This window comes from Tardiphaga sp. OK246, from assembly GCF_900188215.1.
Taxonomy (GTDB): domain Bacteria; phylum Pseudomonadota; class Alphaproteobacteria; order Rhizobiales; family Xanthobacteraceae; genus Tardiphaga; species Tardiphaga robiniae.
Map to the genome: position 1 here is coordinate 655,868 of NZ_FZOX01000001.1, position 18,117 is coordinate 673,984.

Annotated in this window: 16 protein-coding genes and 1 riboswitch; of the genes, 12 read left to right on the forward strand and 4 right to left on the reverse strand. The window is 62.9% G+C overall.

The features are described 5' to 3' along the window. Positions 1 to 25: 25 nt before the first annotated feature. From CHC01_RS03275 to CHC01_RS03320, 10 genes are all read left to right on the forward strand, one after another. The gene (locus CHC01_RS03275; protein ID WP_089262421.1) at positions 26 to 505 is read left to right on the forward strand and encodes a DUF721 domain-containing protein; all 480 of its coding nucleotides are present in this window, start codon (positions 26 to 28) and stop codon (positions 503 to 505) included. 105 nt (positions 506 to 610) lie between these two features. Beyond that, positions 611 to 1,267: a DsbA family protein gene (locus CHC01_RS03280; protein WP_089262423.1), complete on the forward strand. Its 657-nt coding sequence runs from the start codon at positions 611 to 613 to the stop codon at positions 1,265 to 1,267. A gap of 61 nt (positions 1,268 to 1,328) precedes the next feature. Next, positions 1,329 to 1,673 carry a DMT family transporter gene (locus CHC01_RS03285; protein WP_068733204.1) on the forward strand — a complete coding sequence of 115 codons (345 nt, stop codon included), beginning with the start codon at positions 1,329 to 1,331 and terminating at the stop codon, positions 1,671 to 1,673. A gap of 619 nt (positions 1,674 to 2,292) precedes the next feature. Next, positions 2,293 to 2,544, forward strand: coding sequence for a hypothetical protein (locus CHC01_RS03290; RefSeq protein WP_089262425.1), 252 nt, complete (start codon positions 2,293 to 2,295; stop codon positions 2,542 to 2,544). A gap of 377 nt (positions 2,545 to 2,921) precedes the next feature. Further along, positions 2,922 to 3,269, forward strand: coding sequence for a hypothetical protein (locus CHC01_RS03295; RefSeq protein WP_089262427.1), 348 nt, complete (start codon positions 2,922 to 2,924; stop codon positions 3,267 to 3,269). Beyond that, a complete protein-coding gene (locus tag CHC01_RS03300; RefSeq protein ID WP_089262429.1) occupies positions 3,259 to 3,645 on the forward strand; it encodes a hypothetical protein in 387 nt (128 codons plus the stop codon). The genes CHC01_RS03295 and CHC01_RS03300 overlap by 11 nt, the downstream gene beginning before the upstream one ends. A 242-nt stretch (positions 3,646 to 3,887) precedes the next feature. Beyond that, the gene (locus CHC01_RS03305) at positions 3,888 to 4,607 is read left to right on the forward strand and encodes a DUF2971 domain-containing protein (protein ID WP_176454486.1); all 720 of its coding nucleotides are present in this window, start codon (positions 3,888 to 3,890) and stop codon (positions 4,605 to 4,607) included. Between the two features lie 312 nt (positions 4,608 to 4,919). Further along, complete coding sequence (gene smc / locus CHC01_RS03310; RefSeq protein WP_089262433.1) at positions 4,920 to 8,384, forward strand: chromosome segregation protein SMC; 3,465 nt, start codon at positions 4,920 to 4,922, stop codon at positions 8,382 to 8,384. Between the two features lie 210 nt (positions 8,385 to 8,594). Beyond that, positions 8,595 to 9,587 carry a small ribosomal subunit Rsm22 family protein gene (locus tag CHC01_RS03315; protein ID WP_089262435.1) on the forward strand — a complete coding sequence of 331 codons (993 nt, stop codon included), beginning with the start codon at positions 8,595 to 8,597 and terminating at the stop codon, positions 9,585 to 9,587. 67 nt (positions 9,588 to 9,654) lie between these two features. Beyond that, positions 9,655 to 10,035, forward strand: a complete 381-nt coding sequence (locus tag CHC01_RS03320) for a COG4315 family predicted lipoprotein (RefSeq protein WP_089262437.1) — start codon at positions 9,655 to 9,657, stop codon at positions 10,033 to 10,035. 277 nt (positions 10,036 to 10,312) lie between these two features. Here the strand turns inward: CHC01_RS03320 and CHC01_RS03325 are convergent, their stop codons facing one another. After that, the gene (locus CHC01_RS03325) at positions 10,313 to 13,279 is read right to left on the reverse strand and encodes an autotransporter outer membrane beta-barrel domain-containing protein (protein ID WP_089262439.1); all 2,967 of its coding nucleotides are present in this window, start codon (positions 13,277 to 13,279) and stop codon (positions 10,313 to 10,315) included. A gap of 320 nt (positions 13,280 to 13,599) precedes the next feature. On the opposite strand from CHC01_RS03325, the gene CHC01_RS03330 reads away from it, so the two are divergent. Next, a complete protein-coding gene (locus tag CHC01_RS03330) occupies positions 13,600 to 14,160 on the forward strand; it encodes a LemA family protein (protein WP_089262441.1) in 561 nt (186 codons plus the stop codon). A 140-nt stretch (positions 14,161 to 14,300) separates the two neighbouring features. Further along, positions 14,301 to 15,464, forward strand: coding sequence for a M48 family metallopeptidase (locus tag CHC01_RS03335; protein WP_089262443.1), 1,164 nt, complete (start codon positions 14,301 to 14,303; stop codon positions 15,462 to 15,464). 8 nt (positions 15,465 to 15,472) lie between these two features. On the opposite strand, the gene CHC01_RS03340 is transcribed toward CHC01_RS03335, so the two are convergent. From CHC01_RS03340 to CHC01_RS03350, 3 genes are all read right to left on the reverse strand, one after another. Then, positions 15,473 to 16,105, reverse strand: a complete 633-nt coding sequence (locus CHC01_RS03340) for a hypothetical protein (RefSeq protein ID WP_089262445.1) — start codon at positions 16,103 to 16,105, stop codon at positions 15,473 to 15,475. Positions 16,106 to 16,216: 111 nt separating this feature from the next. Continuing rightward, a complete protein-coding gene (acuI, locus tag CHC01_RS03345) occupies positions 16,217 to 17,203 on the reverse strand; it encodes an acrylyl-CoA reductase (NADPH) (RefSeq protein ID WP_089262447.1) in 987 nt (328 codons plus the stop codon). A 139-nt stretch (positions 17,204 to 17,342) separates the two neighbouring features. Further along, positions 17,343 to 17,852 (reverse strand): 6,7-dimethyl-8-ribityllumazine synthase, encoded by a 510-nt coding sequence (locus CHC01_RS03350; protein WP_089262449.1) that lies wholly within the window; start codon positions 17,850 to 17,852, stop codon positions 17,343 to 17,345. An 80-nt stretch (positions 17,853 to 17,932) separates the two neighbouring features. Then, a riboswitch (FMN riboswitch) is annotated at positions 17,933 to 18,085 on the reverse strand. Positions 18,086 to 18,117 lie beyond the last annotated feature (32 nt).

Sequence of the window (18,117 nt, forward strand, 5' to 3'; positions counted from 1 at the left end):
GACCATGTATCCAAAACGCCCGACCATGAACAAGCCCGGCCCGATCTCCGCCAAGCCGCTCTCCGTCCTGCTCGGCGGGGTGTTTGCCGATGCCTATGCCAAACAGGGCTTTGCCTCGCGCGAGCTGGTGACGCGCTGGGCAGAGATCGCCGGCCAGCAGGTGGCGAATTTCTCCGAGCCCTTGAAGATCCAGTGGCCGCGGCCTGTGGAAGGCCAGCCGCAGGAGCCGGCGACGCTCATCCTGCGCGTCGAGGGGCCGATGGCGCTGGAGATCCAGCATTCGTCGGATGCGATCCTGCAGCGGGTGAATCGCTTTTTCGGCTGGAACGCGGTCGGCAAGATCGCGCTGCGCCAGGCGCCGCTGTCGCGGCCGCAGCCTCGCCGCACCGTGAAGCCGCCGGATGCCAAGGCCATCGCCCAGGTCGCGGAAACGCTGCCCGAGGTCGAGGACGAGGCCTTGCGCGAGGCGCTGGCGCGGCTCGGCGCCTCGATCAAGCGAAGTTGAGGCTTTCCGGCTCGCCCGGAACCGGCGCGTGCTTGCCACATTTGTGGTTTCAAGTTAGCGAAGCGAACCTTGTCCCGGCGTCCGCCGCCGCTTTGGAGCATTCCTTTGATCATCACGCGCCGTGACTTCACCGCCGCCCTTGCCCTGACCGGCGCCGCAGCAGCCATCGGCCTGTCGCCGCTGCAGCTGATCTCCGAGGCTTTCGCGCAGAACGCCGTCGACGTCGCCAAGCCGGTGTCGCTGCCCGACATGGCGCTCGGCCCGAAGGATGCCGCCGTCACCGTCACCGAATATGCCTCGATGACCTGCCCGCATTGCGCGGCCTTCACCGAGCAGGTGTTCCCGAAGATCAAGGAAGCCTTCATCGACACCAACAAGATCCGCTTCGTGTTCCGCGAATTCCCGCTCGACATCAAGGCCGCCGCCGGCTCGATGCTGGCGCGCTGCATCGCCAAGGAAGATTCGGGCAAGTACTTCGCCGTCATCGACATGCTGTTCAAGCAGCAGAACGACTGGGTGATGAAGGACACCGCCGCGACCCTGACCCGCATCGGCAAGCAGGCCGGCCTCAGCCAGCAGGCCGTGGAAGAATGCCTGAAGGACCAGGCGCTGCTCGACAAGATCGCCGCCGATCAGAAATATGCCAATGAAGTGCTGAAGGTGAACTCGACACCGACCTTCTTCATCAATGGCGAAATGCTGAAGGGCGAGCAGTCGTTCGAGGAATTCTCCAAGAAGATCACCCCGCTGCTGAAGAGCTGAGGTCTTCTTGTCCCTCCTCGCCTTTACGCGGGGAGGGATTCCTGAACGCCCGAGCCCTTTCATGACCCCGACCTTCCTCAACTACGCCGCCCTCGGCTGCGCCATCGTGCTGGAGACCATCGGCACGGCGCTGCTGGCGCAGTCGCAGCAGTTCACGAAGCTCTGGCCGACGTTCGGCATGGCCGTCTGCTACATCCTGTCGCTCTATTTCCTGTCGCACGCGCTGAAGGTGATGCCGGTCGGCATCGCCTATGCGATCTGGAGCGGGCTCGGCATCGTGCTGATTTCGGCGGTGAGCTATTTCGCATTCCGGCAGGCGCTCGATCTCGCCGCCATCATCGGCATCGGCTTCATCCTGACCGGCGTGGTCATCGTCAACGCATTCTCGGCCAGCGCATCGCATTAGCGCGCTGCCGCGCCATCGTGTTCTCTGATTCTTCGCTTCAAACAGCCGAGCTCTCGCATTCTCGCGGCGCTTGCGCGTCCGAGGTGTGAGCAATCCCCCTCCTGAAACATGAGGGGCGGCGGCGCGCCATCAGGCGCAAAGGGTGGTGTGTGTCGCGATCCGCTCCACCGGAACGCCGGCAAGCTGCAACCGCGCAACGCCTTGAGGGCGCGCCACCGCGACGTCTTTTTAGCTTCGGGACCGTTCTTCCGGGTAAAGGGCAGAGCTCCGCACTCCGATTATCCCGACGATTTCGCGCCGTTCACCAATACCACGTCCAGCCAGCATGAGTGGCAGAGCCCCGTAGTGGGCCCGGACGGTGACCCCAAGCCTCCCGAGTGTGCGGGGTACGTCACCCCACACCCGCAGGCGCCGCATCCTGTCCCACCTCAAGACGCCTCATGAAGCGCCCCTCGCGAACCGGACAGGATTTGATTATAATCTTATAGGAAAACTGTCAAGTGCCCGCCGGGCTTTTTTTTTCGATGCCGGATGCAACTGAAGCCGCGCTCAAGCGTTCATGTAGTTCACCCAAAAGAATAGTTCAGTTCCCCTCGTCCAACCCGATGAGACTTGCCCAATGCCGACACGCGCCAGCCACCTGCCGCATTATGTCGAGCGCACCGCGCTTCAGAAATTGCGCGATACGCCGGGCCTGCTTGCGCCGCATTTGATGCCTGCCGGGCCGAAGACCCTGTCCAAGATGGTCGCCAAGACCTGGATCGCGCTCCAGGCCGGCTCGCTGGTGCGTTATTGCATCACGCCCGAAGGCGAAGCCGCGCTAAGGGCCAAAATCCCGATGCCGCAGAGCGCACAGACTCACGCCCGCTGACATCCTGCGATAGCAGACCTGCGATAGCAGCCCGACGATAGGCGCCCGGCGATAGCCGCGCCACGCACCTGCCGGATCTTAACGGATGACGCGCCCCCGGATTAACCCTGATTCCAGGTGTAAACGCGCATTAAGGAACGCTTAAGCGCCATCTCCGCATTCTCGTCCCATTAGCGTGAGGGGCGTATCATGTTTGAAAATTTCATCTGCGAGATCATCGGCCTGGCATTTCTCGGCCTCTGCATCGCCGTACTCGGCGCACCGCAGCAGCGTCGTCCGAATGGATATGCGCGGGACGTGTGAGCGGACCATTTAATCTACTTTAGATTGTTATTTGCCTATATTGCGTTATTCTGGTTCCCCAGGGGGGAGACCAGATGCCGGACGAATCCAACAAGCAGGTCGTGCGTCCGGCGCCACCCGAGCTTTTCACCATTCCAGCCGCGCTGATCGAGCAATGGGGTGATATCCCCACCGACGCGCGCCTCAACTTTCCTCTCACACGCCAGGAGATCGATCATCTCCTGCTCGGACTGTTGCGGTCGCTGGAAGCTCAGGCTTCTCTGGAAAGTATCGTGGTCGACTGGTCCAACGGGCGCGTCGATGCCGCAAACGATACACTGACCGAATTCCGGCGGCAGAACGCCGACGCCCAGAACAATGTACGGCAACTGGCGGCAGCCATTATGGCATCCGCAATCCGTGAGCGTGGCCATGCCCGATAGGCTGGTGGCCAACTACGCTCCAACCGTCATCGAGGCATCGTCGCGCTTCGGCGGCGAAAAACCGCCCGGCCCGCCCTTGCAGCCGCCCGGCGGCGGGGGCACATTCGATGGCATGCTGGAAGCTCGCGTTGCCCGTCTGGAAGCGGATGTCGCTCATATCAAGAGTGACATCACTGAGATGAAAGGCGTCATCAAGGACGCCGGCAAGGACCTGTCCGATCTCAAGGTCGGCCACGCCACTGTCGTCGAGAGGATCGGCAACCTGCCGACCAAGGGCTATATCGGCTGGTGGATCAGTGGTGGTCTTGCGATCACCGTTGCAATGCTCACCATTATGTCGCGTCTCGGCTGGCTCGTGGCAACGACGCCGAAGTAGCCCCTGCGATAGAGGCTCGCAACGTAGTTATCGACGAAGAACAACACAGTGCTATCGCAATTCCAGAACCACTGAGCTCTCGTGCAAATATGGCGTTCTTAGAATATCGACCAACACAGACACTGTATCAATTTTGCTCGGTAGACGGATTTCGAGGGATACTCGCCTCCAAGGAAATATGGTGCACTGACCTAAACAAGGGGAACGACCCTCGTGAACTAAAACTCGGCTTTCAGCATTTCATGACTGCCTTTGAATTCGTGCGAAGCAGCGAATTCAAAGGATCGGTCGGTGACTTTCTGGACAAGATAAAAGCCGACGTCGAACGATATCAAAACACGCAAAGAGCATTTTGCGCCTGCTTTTCGCTAATTAAAGACGGACTCCCGATGTGGAACGAGTACGGGAGCAATTATTCCGGCTTAGCTATTGGATTTCGTCCTTCAGCGATAACGTCGATGCCGGGGAGAATACAAAAAGTTAAATACATGAGCGACAGCACGCCGGATGATTTTCGACAGCTCGTAAGAGAAATTGCTGGCGACTTTGACCGTGCTCACTCTCCCGACGATTTGTTCTATTGGATAGACGCAGTAACATCCGTTATGGCAGCGATAATCGCGCTAAAACACCGGTCTTGGGCCCACGAGCAAGAAATTCGCTTCGTACATATGCAGACGAGCGAGCAAGCCTCTCCCGAGATACCTAGAGCCGCATTTTCAGACGGAACTGAAATCTATTGGAAAGCGCCGCTCAAGCGAGATGGGCAGCGCGGAAGCGTTGAATACAAAACCTTTCCTTTTGGACGTAGAGCAAAGAGTACCTGCGATCCATCAAGGGCGATCGAGCGCGTGATAATTGGACCTCGCTGCCCCCTAACAAGAATAGAAATCCAAGCTGACCTTGAGGCAAACGGCTTCACCAATTTTGTCATTGAAGCATCGGATTGCCAGATTCGATGACAGCAATGACAACTGCGATCGTGGTTTAGTGATGCTGGGGGGCACCTCAACGGCCTGCCAGATGCGGCGGGCAAATCAAAACCTCTGCAAAACAAGCCCTTTTTCACGCCCTCCCCCACCTATCCCCCGCAAAACCCTTGGGAAAAGCGGGGTTCCGCGGTTGCGCCCCTGCCCTCGTCTCGCCATTGTCCGGGCCAATGAGAGCCGCGACCAGCGAGTCTCCGTCCGCGCGGCAGCTGCATTTATGCTATTGTTCGTGCTGGGGGATTCGCGATTCTCGGGGCTGTTCGGCTAACCTAGAGTACCGTATCCATGAAACTCACGCGCCTGCGCCTGCACGGATTCAAGTCGTTCGTCGAACCGACCGACTTCATGATCGAGCCCGGTCTGACCGGCGTCGTCGGCCCGAACGGCTGCGGCAAGTCCAATCTGGTGGAAGCGCTGCGCTGGGCGATGGGCGAAACCTCGCACAAGTCGCTGCGCGCCGCCGACATGGACGCGGTGATCTTCGCTGGCTCCGGCAACCGTGCCTCGCGCAACCACGCCGAAGTGGTGATGACGATCGACAATACCGATCGCACCGCGCCGGCCATGGTCAATGACGCCGAAATCCTCGAAATCTCCCGCCGCATCGAGCGCGAAGCCGGGTCACAATACCGCATCAACGGCCGCGACGTGCGCGCCCGCGACGTGCAGATCCTGTTTGCCGACGCTGCCACCGGTGCGCGTTCGCCCGCCCTCGTCCACCAGGGCAAGATCGGCGAAATCATTCAGGCGAAGCCCGAGCAGCGCCGCCGCGTGCTGGAAGACGCCGCCGGCGTCGCCGGCCTGCATGCGCGCCGCCACGAGGCCGAGCTGCGCCTGAAGGCCGCTGAAACCAACCTGACCCGCGTCGAGGACGTGATCGGCCAGCTCTCGGGCCAGATGGAAGGGTTGAAGAAGCAGGCCCGCCAGGCGATCCGCTACCGCGAAGTCGCCGGCAAGGTGCGCAAGGCCGAGGCCATGCTGTTCCACCTGCGCTGGCTGCAGGCACATCAGGACAATGCCGAAGCCGCAACCCTGCACGACCAGTATGTCCGCGATCTCGCCGAACGTACCCGCGAACAGGGCGAAGCCGCGCGCATCCAGGCGATCCGCGCTTCTGAATTGCCCGCGCTGCGCGAGGCCGAAGCCGCCGCTGCCGCCGGCCTGCAGCGCCTGACCAATGCCCGCGACATGCTCGACCGCGAGGAAGAGCGCGCCAAGGAGCGCGCCGCCGAGCTCGACCGTCGCCTGACGCAGTTCGAGAGCGACGTCGCGCGCGAGATGAAGCAGTCGGAAGACGCCGAATTCGCGCTGCTGCGTCTCGACGAAGAAGACGCGATGCTCAAGGAAGAGATCATGCAGCGCGTCGAGCTGCGTGGCGGCGTCGATGACCGCGTCTCTGAGGCCGAGGCCGTGCTGGCCGCCGCCGAGCGTACCTTCACCGAACTCACCACCGCGCATGCGGACATGACCGCCAAGCGCAACCAGCTGCAGTCCAACGTGCGCAGCCAGGCCGATCGGCTTGCGCGTCTGGGCCAGGAAATCGCCAGCGTCGAGGCCGAGATCGAGGCGCTGACGGCGCAGACGTCAGGCTTCGGCGACCTGGACGAACTCGCAGCCCTGATGGAGACCTCGCAGGAAATCCTGCTGCAGGCGGAAATGGCCGTCAGCGACAACGAGGCCGCACATGTCGCCGCCCGGCAGACGCTGGAAGCCTCGCGTGCGCCGCTGAACGACGCCGACAGGAAGGTGCAGCGGCTCGAGACCGAAGCCCGCACCATCTCGAAGATCCTGAACGGCGAAACCAAGAACCTGTGGCCGCCGATCATCGATGGCGTCAGCGTCACCAAGGGCTATGAAAAGGCGCTCGGCGCCGTGCTCGGCGACGATCTCGACGCGCCGGTCGATCCCTCGGCGCCGATGCGCTGGACCAATGCCGGCGATCACGCCAACGATCCGGCGCTGCCTGCGGGCGTGGAATCGCTGGCCTCGCATGTCAATGCGCCGGCCGAACTCGCACGCCGCCTGAAGCAGATCGGCGTCGTCTCCAAGGATCAGGGCGCGGCCCTGGTCTCGCAGTTGCAGACCGGCCAGCGGCTGGTGTCGCTGGAAGGCGACGTCTGGCGCTGGGACGGTTTCGTCGCCGGTGCGCATGCGCCGACCGGCGCCGCCCGTCGCCTCGCCGAGCGCGCCCGCCTGACTGATATCGAAGCCGATCTGGAAAACGCCAAGATCGACGCCATTGCCAAGCGTGAAGCGCTGGAAAGCGCAGAGCAGGCGCTGAAGGCTGCGGCTTCGGCCGAAGGCGCATCGCGCGATGCCCTGCGCAATGCCCGCCGCGACGTCGACCAGGCCCGCGAGCGCCATGCCAATGCCGAGCGCGAGATCAACCGCCATGCGGCGCGCCGCGCGACACTGACCGAAGCGCAGTCGCGTCTCTCCAACGATCGCATGGAGGCGGAAGCGGCGCATGAGAGCGCGCATGCCGCGCTGGAATATCTGCCGGAAAGCTCCGACGCCGAAGCCCAGCTCGCCACCGTGCGCGGCGAGATCGAAGGCCATCGCCGCGGCGCCGCTCAGGTGCGCGCCGAAGCGCAGGCGCTGGCCCGCGAGGCCGAGCTGGCCGACCGCCGCCTGCAGGCGATCATCGCCGAGCGCACCGACTGGGCGAACCGCAAGACCTCCGCCGCCTCGCAGATCGAGACGGTTGCCGCGCGCGTCGCCGAAGTGACCCGCGAACGCGCCGAACTCGAAGACGCCCCGGCGCTCTATCTGCAGAAGCGCCGCGCGCTGATCTCGGAAGTCGAGAGTGCCGAACAGGCCCGTCAGCTTGCCGCCAACGCCCTCGCCTCGGCCGAAAACGCCATGCGCGAGACCGACCGCGATGCCCGCGGCTCGCTGGAGGCTCTGTCGGCCGCGCGCGAAGCCTGCGCCCGCACCGAAGAGCGCATGGAAAGCGGCAAGCGCCGCCTCGAGGACATCGAGCGCGAAATCCGCGACATGCTGGAAGTCGAGCCGGAAGGCGTCGCGGCCCTCGCCGAAGTCCGCCAGGACGACACGCTGCCGCCGCTGGCCGATATCGAAGCCGACTTGGAAAAGCTGCGCCGCGATCGCGAGCGTCTTGGTGCCGTCAACCTGCGCGCCGAGGAAGAGCTCAACGAAGTCGAAGGCACGCATAACGGCCTCGCCACCGAGCGCGACGACCTCGTCGAAGCCATCAAGAAGCTGCGCACCGGCATCCAGAGCCTAAACAAGGAAGCCCGCGAACGGCTGATGACCTCGTTCGACATCGTCAACGGCCACTTCAAGCGCATGTTCGTCGAACTGTTCGGCGGGGGCGAAGCCGAGCTGAAGCTGATCGAGAGCGACGATCCGCTCGAGGCTGGTCTCGAAATCGTCGCCAAGCCGCCCGGCAAGAAGCCGCAGACCCTGTCGCTGCTGTCAGGTGGTGAGCAGGCGCTGACCGCGCTGGCGCTGATCTTCGCGGTGTTCCTCACCAACCCGTCGCCGATCTGCGTGCTGGACGAAGTCGACGCGCCGCTCGACGACCACAACGTGGAGCGCTTCTGCAGCCTGCTGCATGAAATGTGCGCCTCGACCGAAACGCGCTTCATCACCATCACGCACAACCCGATCACCATGGCGCGCATGCACCGCCTGTACGGCGTGACGATGGCTGAGCGCGGCGTGTCGCAGCTGGTCTCGGTGGATCTCGAAAACGCGGTGAAGATCCTCGATCAGGAAGTGGCGTAACTTCTTCGTAATTAAAACGCTGACGGCCGCGTAATCCCTCCCCCCGTGCGAAGCGAAGCTTCGCTAGGCGGGGAGGGTCGGCCGAACGAAGTGGAGGCCGGGGTGGGGGTGCCCCACGCGCCGCTGAGTATGTGGCACCCCCACCCGACCGCGCTACGCGCGGCCACCCTCCCCGCAAGGGGGAGGGATAAGAAAGGGCGCGCTTGAGTTATGACCGCACCCGATCTCCCCGCCGAACTCACCGCGGCCCTCAACGCCCGCCTGCACGGCTTCTCGCGCAATGACGCGGCTGCGCGCTCCGATGCAATCTCGCAGACCTATCGCTCTGGCGGCGGCTCGACGACCATCCGTAGCGAGAGCGACGCGTTGGCCTATGCGCTCGCCCGCATGCCGGCGACCTATGCGGCGGTCATCGCCAGCCTCAATGCGCTGCAGGAGACACGACCGGACTTCGCACCGATCACGCTGCTCGATTGCGGCGCCGGACCGGGAACGGCGACATGGGCCTGCGCCGAAGCCTTCGCGTCGCTCAATGCGTTCACGCTGCTCGATGCCAATCCCGCTCTGCGCACGCTTGCGCTCGGTCTGGCGCAGGACAGCCACCGCATCCCCGCGATGAACTACACGCTCGGCGACGCTGCCGCGACAATCGCCAATGCCCCATCCGCCGATCTCGTCATCGCGAGCTATGTCATCAACGAACTCAACGATCTCGCGCGGACAAAACTCGTCGCGGCGATGTGGACGAAGACGAATGATACGCTTGTTATCGTCGAGCCCGGCACGCCGTCGGGCTATCAACGCATTCTCGATGCGCGTGCACAGCTCATCAAGAACGGCGCGCATGTGATCGCGCCCTGCCCGCATGACGATGCATGTCCGCTGGTGAAGCCGGACTGGTGCCACTTCAGCCAGCGGCTGCAGCGGTCCCGTGTGCATAAACAACTCAAATCCGCAGAACTTCCCTATGAGGACGAGAAATTTATTTACGTCGCGCTGTCGCGTACGCCTGTCGCGCAGCGGCCGTCGCGCGTGCTGACGCAACCGGTAACGACAAAGATCGCGATTACGGCAAAACTCTGCACAGATGCAGGCGTTATCGCCGCAAACGCACCGCGCCGCGACAAGGCGAAGTATGCAAAGTTCCGCAAGCTCGATTGGGGCGATGCGGTTTTCGATTCACCGACATCATCCATGGAATAATTCTCTACAGCTGGCGTTTGTTCTCCTGACGCGACTGCGTCGCCCAATCATCAGGAGTAACGCTGCAATGACCAAATCATTCGCCGCCCTCGCGGCTCTGACTCTCATGCTCGCCTCAAGCGCCGCCTCGGCGCAGATGCTGAAGACCGCCGACACCGCCAAGGGAAAGACCTTCGTCGATGCCAAGGGCATGACACTCTACACCTTCGACAAGGACGCCGGTGGCAAGTCAGCCTGCAACGGCCCCTGTGCCGAAAACTGGCCGCCGCTGTTCGCGGTGGACGATGCCAAGCCGAGTGCCGACATGACCATCGTCGTGCGCGACGACGGCAAGAAGATGTGGGCCTATAAAGGCAAGCCGCTCTACACTTTCAAGAAGGACACCGCCGCCGGCGACACCAATGGCGACGGCTTCCTGAACGGCGCCTGGCATATGGCGAAGCCGTAAGCGGCTTCTGCGCTGGAACGACCCGCTAGTCGCGAGATTGCGGCTAGCTCACTGCAAGGCCCCTCACCCGACCGGCTTCGCTGCGCTTCGCCGGTCGACCTCTCCCCGCAAAAAGCGGGGCGAGGTTAAGGAAGGTGGCGCCGTGCTTACCTCTCCCCGCTCTGCGCGGGGAGAGGTCGACATGCGCGCGTAGCGCGGATGTCGGGTGAGGGGCATGGCACCGCCCTCACCTACATTCGGTATTTGCGAATCTCGTTTTCCTGCGGATAGCCCGCTCTCAGAACGAATGCCGGATGCGGCCCATCACCTGATGCGCGACGGCGTCATTGCTGCCGACGATCGCATCATAGTTCACCGACAGTACCGTGAGCGGTGCCAGCCTGCCGGACAGGCCGGCACCGATCACGCCGCGATCGCGCAGCGCGCTGCCGGTCGCGGTGATGAACGAGCCCGGCAGTGTCGTATCGGCGAAGCTCGCATTGATGCCGCGCACGCCGTCGCTGAATTCATGCAGCCAGGCCAGCCGCAATTCCGGCGTCAGCACGCCGCCGTTCACCGCGTAATCATAGGCGAAGCGTGCGCCGACGCTGGAGCGCAGCGATTCCGAACTGTCCGAGCCGACCACGAGGGCCGCCGCACCGCCGCGTTCGGCGAAGCCATCGGTCATCACCCGCGTATATTGCAGGCCGATCTCCGGTGTGACGACCCAGCCGCTGACGCGCAGGTCGGTGCCCACCGTGCCGCGGATCGCATAGTGATCGCCGCTGAACGCCGCGGTGTTCGTCGTGCCGACCGCCACGCGCGTGGTGTCGTAATCGCTGAAGCCATAGAGGCCCATGGCGGTCGCGAACCAGCCGGGCGCCTGATAGGTGCCATAGCCGCCGATGGTCCCGGTCGAGATCTTGGTGTGGCTGCCGACGTTATCGATATCGCCGCGGGTCAGCGCGTAGCCACCGAACACGCCGGCGACGATGCTGTCCGTGATGCGCCGGTCGTAGCCGGCGAGCACGTTGACGGTGTTCGACTTGAAGCCCGGCGCGTCAGTGCGTGCGCCTTCGCGGGCGAAGCTCGCGCCCGACGTGATGAACAGGCCCTGTTCGGCAGCGACGGCGACCGGGCGCAGACCCGGCAGAGCCTTGGTCACCGGCGCATAGGCCATCGCATCGGCCGCATTACCGCCCCAGCCGGCATCGGCCAGCGCAGAACTTGCGCTGCCAGGGAATGACGTCACCGCGGCCAGCGCACGATCCGCACTGAAATTCTTGTCGAACATGCCGCCATCGAACATCGCCAGCGCATTGCCGACGCCGGACATGTCGGTGCCGAGGCCGCCAAGGCGGTTCTGCGTCAGGTGTTGGCCGACCAGCGAGGTCGTCTGGAACGCGTCATTCATGGTCATGCGGCCGAGGCCCTGATAGGCCGCGGGCGTGAGCTGCGCCAGCGCCGCGCCGACATCTGCCGAACTGGCAACGCTGTCGAGCAGATTGACCACCGCACTGCTGGTGGCGGTGGCCGGCAGATTGTCGAACAGCGAGGCGACGCCGAGCGAGCCCGCGCTGGCAAAGGACGCGAACGAAGACGACGTTCCGGTGATCACCTCGAACGACGTATAGAGTGTACCGCCGATATTCACGGTCTGACCGGCTTGCAGCGCAGCGCGCTTGGCGTCGGTGAGGCCCGCTTTGTTGTAGTTCAGCGTGTCGGTGCCGACACCGCCATCGACCAGACCAACGATGCGCGAGCCCTTCATGATGTTGACGGTGTCGTTGCCGCCTTCCATGTTCACGGCGCGGCCGTTGTTGCCGATGATGGTGCCGTAATTGGTCAGCACGTCGTTGCCTTCGCCCATCTGGATCGCGGAACCATCGCCGCGGATGAAACGAGCGGAGCCCGTGCCGGTGTAAGTCACGCCGTTCAGCGTACCGACGGAATTGGGATCTGCCACGCCCGTATTCATCAACACGATCGCGTTCGGATCAGGGATCGCACCGTTGCCGATGATGGTGCCGTAGTTGACGATCGCGTCGTTATTGATTGCCGGCGTTGCCGTGCTCTTGTTTTCCAGACGGATCGCGTAGCCATTCTGGCCGATAATCGTTCCGCCGACATTGTTGATGATGGTCGTCGCCGCCACGCCGCTCCGCGTCCCATCAGCGTTGGAATCATTGTTCACAACGATGCCGTAGGACGCGCCGCTGATTGTACCGAAGTTGGTGACGGTACCACCGCCGATCGACAGGCCTTCGCTGTTGTTGGCGCGACCGTTGTTGTCGAAACCACCGGCACCGGTACCTTCGATAATGCCGTAATTGGTGATGGTTGCCGCGAGGTCGATATCAACGCCGTCACCATCGCCGTTGAGCGACGCAACCCCGGCATTGGTGAAGATATTGCCGGCGCCGGCATAGGCGCCCGTGATCCGCCCGTAGTTGAACACAGTGCCGGTGCCATCTGAGCCGACGCCCGAGCCGTTGCGACCGATGATCGTCGCGCCCGCGTCGTTGACGACATTGATGTCGACACCGGCATTCACGCCGTGCCGCGCGCCCGAAATGAGTCCGCTTCCGGAGTTGATGACCTTGACGCCGGTCAGATTGCCCGCATCGATCGCATCGGAAATATCAGCGCCGCTGCCCGTATTCGCTCCAAAGCTGCGGATGATTCCGAAATTCTGGACCGTTGCATTCTGTCCTGGGCGCACGGCATCGGTCGTCGTCGCTTCGATAATGCCTGTCGCGCGATTGATGACGGTGATGGTGACGCCGTTGTTTGCAACCGGCCGGATATCGACTGCATTGCCCAGCGCCGCAAAGCCGGTGCCGCCTGCCTGGATGAGACCGGCATTGTCGAGAAGAATGGTGCCGCTCGTGAGCACCGTGCTGATCCGGAATGCGTCGTCGGACGACGAACTCAAGACCGCACCGATATTGTTCAAGAACGTAAAGGTGCGTGACGTGGTCGCCCCCGTTGAATTAACGGCGCGGGCACCTGTGGCGGCGATGGTGCCGGAATTGATAACAGTGTTGGACGAGCCATTCCAGATCACGGACACAGCGCCGGTCGTCGACAGCGTGCCACCACTATTGACGGTCAGCGTGTCGGTCGTGGTGAGCGTCTTCTGGGTTGTGTCCGGCGCGCCCGGATTCACCACATAGTCCGTCGCCTCCGCCGTCATCGGCGCGAACAGCGCCGCCACAACAACGCCCATCGCAAGCCGGCTCGCGCCGTTACGCCATTCCAACATCACAGTTCATTCCCCAGCCCAAAGGTTAGGATTTCATTAGGTTTTGCGCATGACGGTTGGATGACGAATGGCGCATGCGCGCTAACCCGCAGGCATTGAGCGCAAAAGTCTCGAAGACCGATGCAATGATGCAACGTTGCAACACTTCTGGTTTGCACGCATGCCATGCAGGTTCTGCGGTGACCTCTTCGCCTCGCCACCTTGAACGTATTCCACCCTCGCGGCGACCAATCCGTGCCGCGACGTGCCTGCGGCCCCTGCTCTGCGGCCGCATGATCGGCTAGGCTTTGGGTTTGATGGTTTCTTTTGGGGGTTCTTACATGTCGACCGGCTGGATCGTTCTTGGCGTCATCGTTGTCCTCGTCTTCCTGGCATTTGCTGCCTATAACCGGCTGGTGGCGCTGAGCCAGCGGGTTAACCAGTCCTTTGCCGATATCGACGTGCAGCTCAAGCAGCGCCACGACCTGATCCCGAACCTGATCGAGACCGTGAAGGGCTATGCGGCGCATGAGCGCGGCACGCTCGACGACGTCATCAAAGCGCGCAATTCGGCGATGAATGCACAGGGCCCGGCGCAGGTCGGCGCCGCGGAAAACCAGCTCTCCGGCGCCCTCGGCCGGCTGATTGCACTGTCCGAAGCCTATCCGGACCTCAAGGCCAATACGAATTTCCAGCAGTTGCAGAGCGAACTCTCGGACATCGAGAACAAGATCGCGGCGTCGCGCCGCTTCTTCAACAATGCCGTGTCCGAATACAACACCGGCATCCAGCAGATGCCCGCGGCGCTGTTCGCCGGCACGTTCGGCTTCCACCCGAAGGAGTTCTTCGATCTCGGCGAGACCCGCAAGGAGGTCGAAGCCGTGCCGCAGGTCAAGTTCTGATCCTCAGACCCAGAACACATGCCCCTCCACGTCATTGCGAGCGCAGCGAAGCAATCCAGAAAGCTATAAGCGAAGACTGGATTGCTTCGTCGCAAGAGCTCCTCGCAATGACGGCTGATAGTGAATCCTAGGACTGCATCATGGCCGCCTATGGTCTCTATACGCATATAGCCTCGAACAAGACGCGTTCGATGCTGCTGCTCGCGGGATTGTTCCTGCTGATTTACGTGATGGTGTTCGCCGGCGCCCTGATCGGCGAGGTGGCCGTTAACAGCAATGGCTCGGTTGCCTATTACATCAATGCTGCAACGCGCGACCTGATCAAGGCGCTTCCCTTCGCTACTATCGGCGCGGTGCTGTGGATCGTCATCGCCTATTTCGGTCATCAAAAGATGATCGACAGCATCACCGGCAGCGAAAGCGTCACGCGGCAGGAGCAGCCGCGGCTCTATAATCTCCTTGAAAACCTCTGCATCTCGCGCGGCATACCCATGCCGAAGCTGAAGGTGATGGACTCTGATGCGCTGAACGCCTTCGCCACCGGCCTGAACCCCAGGCAATATTCCGTCACGGTCACGACGGGCCTCCTGCGCGCGCTCAACGATGACGAGATGGAAGCGGTGCTCGGCCACGAGCTGACGCATATCCGCAACGGCGACGTGCAACTGATGGTGGTTGCCGTGATTATCGCCGGCGTGGTCGGCTTTGCGGCTGAATTGTTCTTCCGGATATTCATCAATTCCGGTTTCCGCTTCGGCGGCAGCCGATCGTCGCGATCGTCTTCCTCGTCTGACAGCGACAGCAAAGGCTCCGGTGGCGGTGCGGTGTTCGTGATCATCATCGCCGTGGCACTGATCGCGCTGGCCTGGGCGCTGTCGCTGGTGGTGCGCTTCGCACTGTCACGCTCGCGCGAACTGCTGGCCGACGCAGGTTCGGTGGAGCTGACCAAGAATCCCGACGCCATGATCTCGGCGCTGCGCAAGATCGAGAATCGCGGCGAACTGCCCGGCGCGACATCGGCCGTCATGGAGATGTGCATCGACAATCCCCGCGAGGGTTTTGCCGACCTGTTCGCCACACATCCGTCAGTGGATTCGCGGGTGGCTGCACTGGTGAAATTCGCCGGCGGTCACGATCCCGGCCGGATGGCACTGCCGTCCGATACGGATGCGCCCGGAGCGGCCGACGACACGTCGCCGCTGCCACCGCGCTCCGGCCCATGGAGCAACGGCAAATCGCCTACAGGCAGCGCGCAGGAGCCGCTACAGGGCCCGCTCAAAGGACCTTGGGGTCGCCACGCCTAAGACTCGTCTCAGTTGGTGGATTTGCGCAGTTCGAGCGCTTCGGTCTTTTCCGGCTCCGGCGTCTTGGCAATTTCCTTGGCCGGCTCGGACTTGATCGATCCGACGGCGTCGATCTTGCTGCTCTCGACGCGCGGGGTCGAGACGCGGGTCACGGTGTTGTCGGCGCCAGCGGAAGCATCGGCCGAACGGGTGGTGGACGGCGCGCGCAGCGAGCGCGGGGCCGACAGCGAGCGGGCCATCAGCATCTGGCCGCGGCCGCCCTGGTGGCGGAAATCGCAATACGCGAAGCCCATGCCGGAAACCGAGCCACGGAAGCTGCGCTCGTCATTCTTGTTGAGATTGAAGCACGGCTCGAACGGGATGCCCTTGATCGAGGCGCAAATGGCCTCGCCGCGGACCTGCAGCGTATTGCCCGGCAGGCGCATGTTGCGCGCCGGACCCGAGCCCGAGAACTGCACAGCGCCCGCCGCACCGCCATCGTCGAACACGCGGCCTGCGCCGCGGGTGCCGTCGAAACAGGTAAAGGCAAAGACCTTGCCGGCAACAAACTTGCGGGCCTCTTCGGCCGTCATCGACCCAGCCAGCGCGGGGGTCGCCACCGTGGCGGCAAGCACCGCTCCCAACACATAACGCGCAACCATAGGATACTCCGAACAACCGAGCGCGGATGACCGCCTGATGTCTTTACCCGCTGCTTACCATACCAACCGTGGCAACAATGGAGCAGGTTGGTTGGTAAAGTCTGAACGTCGTTAGCCGATCTTTACCACGATTCGCCCGCGGACCTGCCCGGCCAGCACTTTGGCGCCGGCCTCAATCACCTGGTCCAGCGGAATTTCCTGAGTGATTTCAGCGAGTTTTGTGTGATCCAGATCCGTCGCCAGCCGTGCCCAGGCCTGCTGCCGCAGCTCGATCGGGCACATGACAGAATCGATGCCGAGAAGACACACGCCGCGTAAAATGAAGGGTGCAACCGAAGATGGCAGGTCCATGCCGGCTGCGAGACCGCAGGCGGCGACAGCGCCGCGATACTTGGTCATCGACAGGAGATTCGCCAGGGTGGTCGAACCGACGCTGTCGATGCCGCCCGCCCAGCGCTCCTTGGCCAGCGGTTTGGCCGGGCCGGACAGCTCGTTGCGGTCGATGATCTCGCTGGCGCCGAGGCCCTTGAGATAGCCCTCCTCCGAGGTCCGGCCGGTCGAGGCGATGACCTGGTAACCGAGCTTCGACAGCACGGCGATGGCCACCGAGCCGACGCCGCCGGCAGCCCCCGTCACGACGATCGGCCCATCGGCCGGCTTCAGCCCGTGCTTCTCCAGCGCCAGCACGCTCAGCATGGCGGTGTAGCCGGCGGTGCCGACCGCCATGGCGTCGCGGGTGGTCATGCCGGCCGGCAGCCGCACCAGCCAGTCGCCTTTCACGCGGGTCTTTTCGGCATAGGCGCCGAGATGGGTTTCGCCCATGCCCCAGCCATTGCCGATCACCTTATCGCCGGGCTTCCAGTTCGGATTGGATGAGGCTTCCACCGTGCCGGCGAAATCGATGCCGGCGATCATGGGAAAACGCCTCACCACCGGCGCCTTGCCGGTGACGGCGAGGCCGTCCTTGTAATTCACCGTGGACCATTCGACCCGCACGGTGACATCGCCGTCCATCAATTCGGCTTCGTCGAACTGCGTCAGCGCAACCGTGGTGCCTTTGTCAGCCTTGTCGATGCGGACAGCCTTGAACGTTCCCAACACGCCACTCCCGAGTTTTTGCTTGTGATTTCTGTTGCCGAATTATGCCGCGCCGTTGCGGGAAACGCCACCCGCGCCAGCCGGGCAGGAGCTCTGCAGCTCTGCCCGGCCATGGCGGCATAACGCGGTGTTGCGGCGATCAGGCGGCCAGTTGCCGGGTCGCCGCAATATTGGCGATGGTCGCCGCACAGGCCGTCGCTGCCTCGGTGCCCTTCACAACGAAATGCTCGCGGAAGAATCTGACGTGCTCGGCGTGCTCGTGGAAATGCTGCGGCGTCAGCACCGCCGAGATCACCGGCACCTCGCTGTCGAGCTGCACCCGCATCAACCCGCTGATCACCGCCTCAGAGACGAATTCATGGCGATAGATGCCACCGTCCACGATGAGCCCGGTGGCGACGATCGCGACATAGCGCCCGGTGCGCGCCAGCAATTTGGCCTGCAACGGAATTTCGAAGGCGCCGGGGACTTCGAAGATATCGATCTGGCTGTCGGGCACGCCTTGCCGCGCAAGTTCGGCTGTGAAGCCGACACGGCATTGATCGACGATATCTTTGTGCCAGCACGACTGGATGAAGGCGATCCGCCCGGTCGATGGTGCAAGATTTACGGAAGTGGAAGTTTTGAAGTTCATCACAGGCTGATTCATGGATGCTCTCGCGGTTTGAGACCAGAATCAGGACGTACGGTCACACGCCGAGCATCCGCCGAAGCGGAGTCCGTGCGCATACCCGTTCTCTTTCATCCGGACTATGACCGTCGGCTCCGGCATCGCACCGGATCTGCTGACCCTGACGGTATGACCCGTCAGGCGCTCGCGGGCTTCCGGGCTTGCGCCCGATTACCGCCGGTGGGGATTTTCACCCCGCCCTGAGAACGAAGGCCGCTCCGGTTGGAACGGCCGATATCAATTT

Coding starts and splice junctions, on each gene's coding strand:
- CHC01_RS03275 (WP_089262421.1), top strand. CDS start 26: ATGAACAAGCCCGGCCCGATCTCCGCCAAGCCGCTCTCCGTCCTGCTC.
- CHC01_RS03285 (WP_068733204.1), top strand. CDS start 1,329: ATGACCCCGACCTTCCTCAACTACGCCGCCCTCGGCTGCGCCATCGTG.
- CHC01_RS03290 (WP_089262425.1), top strand. CDS start 2,293: ATGCCGACACGCGCCAGCCACCTGCCGCATTATGTCGAGCGCACCGCG.
- CHC01_RS03295 (WP_089262427.1), top strand. CDS start 2,922: ATGCCGGACGAATCCAACAAGCAGGTCGTGCGTCCGGCGCCACCCGAG.
- CHC01_RS03300 (WP_089262429.1), top strand. CDS start 3,259: ATGCCCGATAGGCTGGTGGCCAACTACGCTCCAACCGTCATCGAGGCA.
- CHC01_RS03305 (WP_176454486.1), top strand. CDS start 3,888: ATGACTGCCTTTGAATTCGTGCGAAGCAGCGAATTCAAAGGATCGGTC.
- smc (WP_089262433.1), top strand. CDS start 4,920: ATGAAACTCACGCGCCTGCGCCTGCACGGATTCAAGTCGTTCGTCGAA.
- CHC01_RS03315 (WP_089262435.1), top strand. CDS start 8,595: ATGACCGCACCCGATCTCCCCGCCGAACTCACCGCGGCCCTCAACGCC.
- CHC01_RS03320 (WP_089262437.1), top strand. CDS start 9,655: ATGACCAAATCATTCGCCGCCCTCGCGGCTCTGACTCTCATGCTCGCC.
- CHC01_RS03325 (WP_089262439.1), bottom strand. CDS start 13,279: ATGTTGGAATGGCGTAACGGCGCGAGCCGGCTTGCGATGGGCGTTGTT.
- CHC01_RS03330 (WP_089262441.1), top strand. CDS start 13,600: ATGTCGACCGGCTGGATCGTTCTTGGCGTCATCGTTGTCCTCGTCTTC.
- CHC01_RS03335 (WP_089262443.1), top strand. CDS start 14,301: ATGGCCGCCTATGGTCTCTATACGCATATAGCCTCGAACAAGACGCGT.
- CHC01_RS03340 (WP_089262445.1), bottom strand. CDS start 16,105: ATGGTTGCGCGTTATGTGTTGGGAGCGGTGCTTGCCGCCACGGTGGCG.
- CHC01_RS03350 (WP_089262449.1), bottom strand. CDS start 17,852: ATGAATCAGCCTGTGATGAACTTCAAAACTTCCACTTCCGTAAATCTT.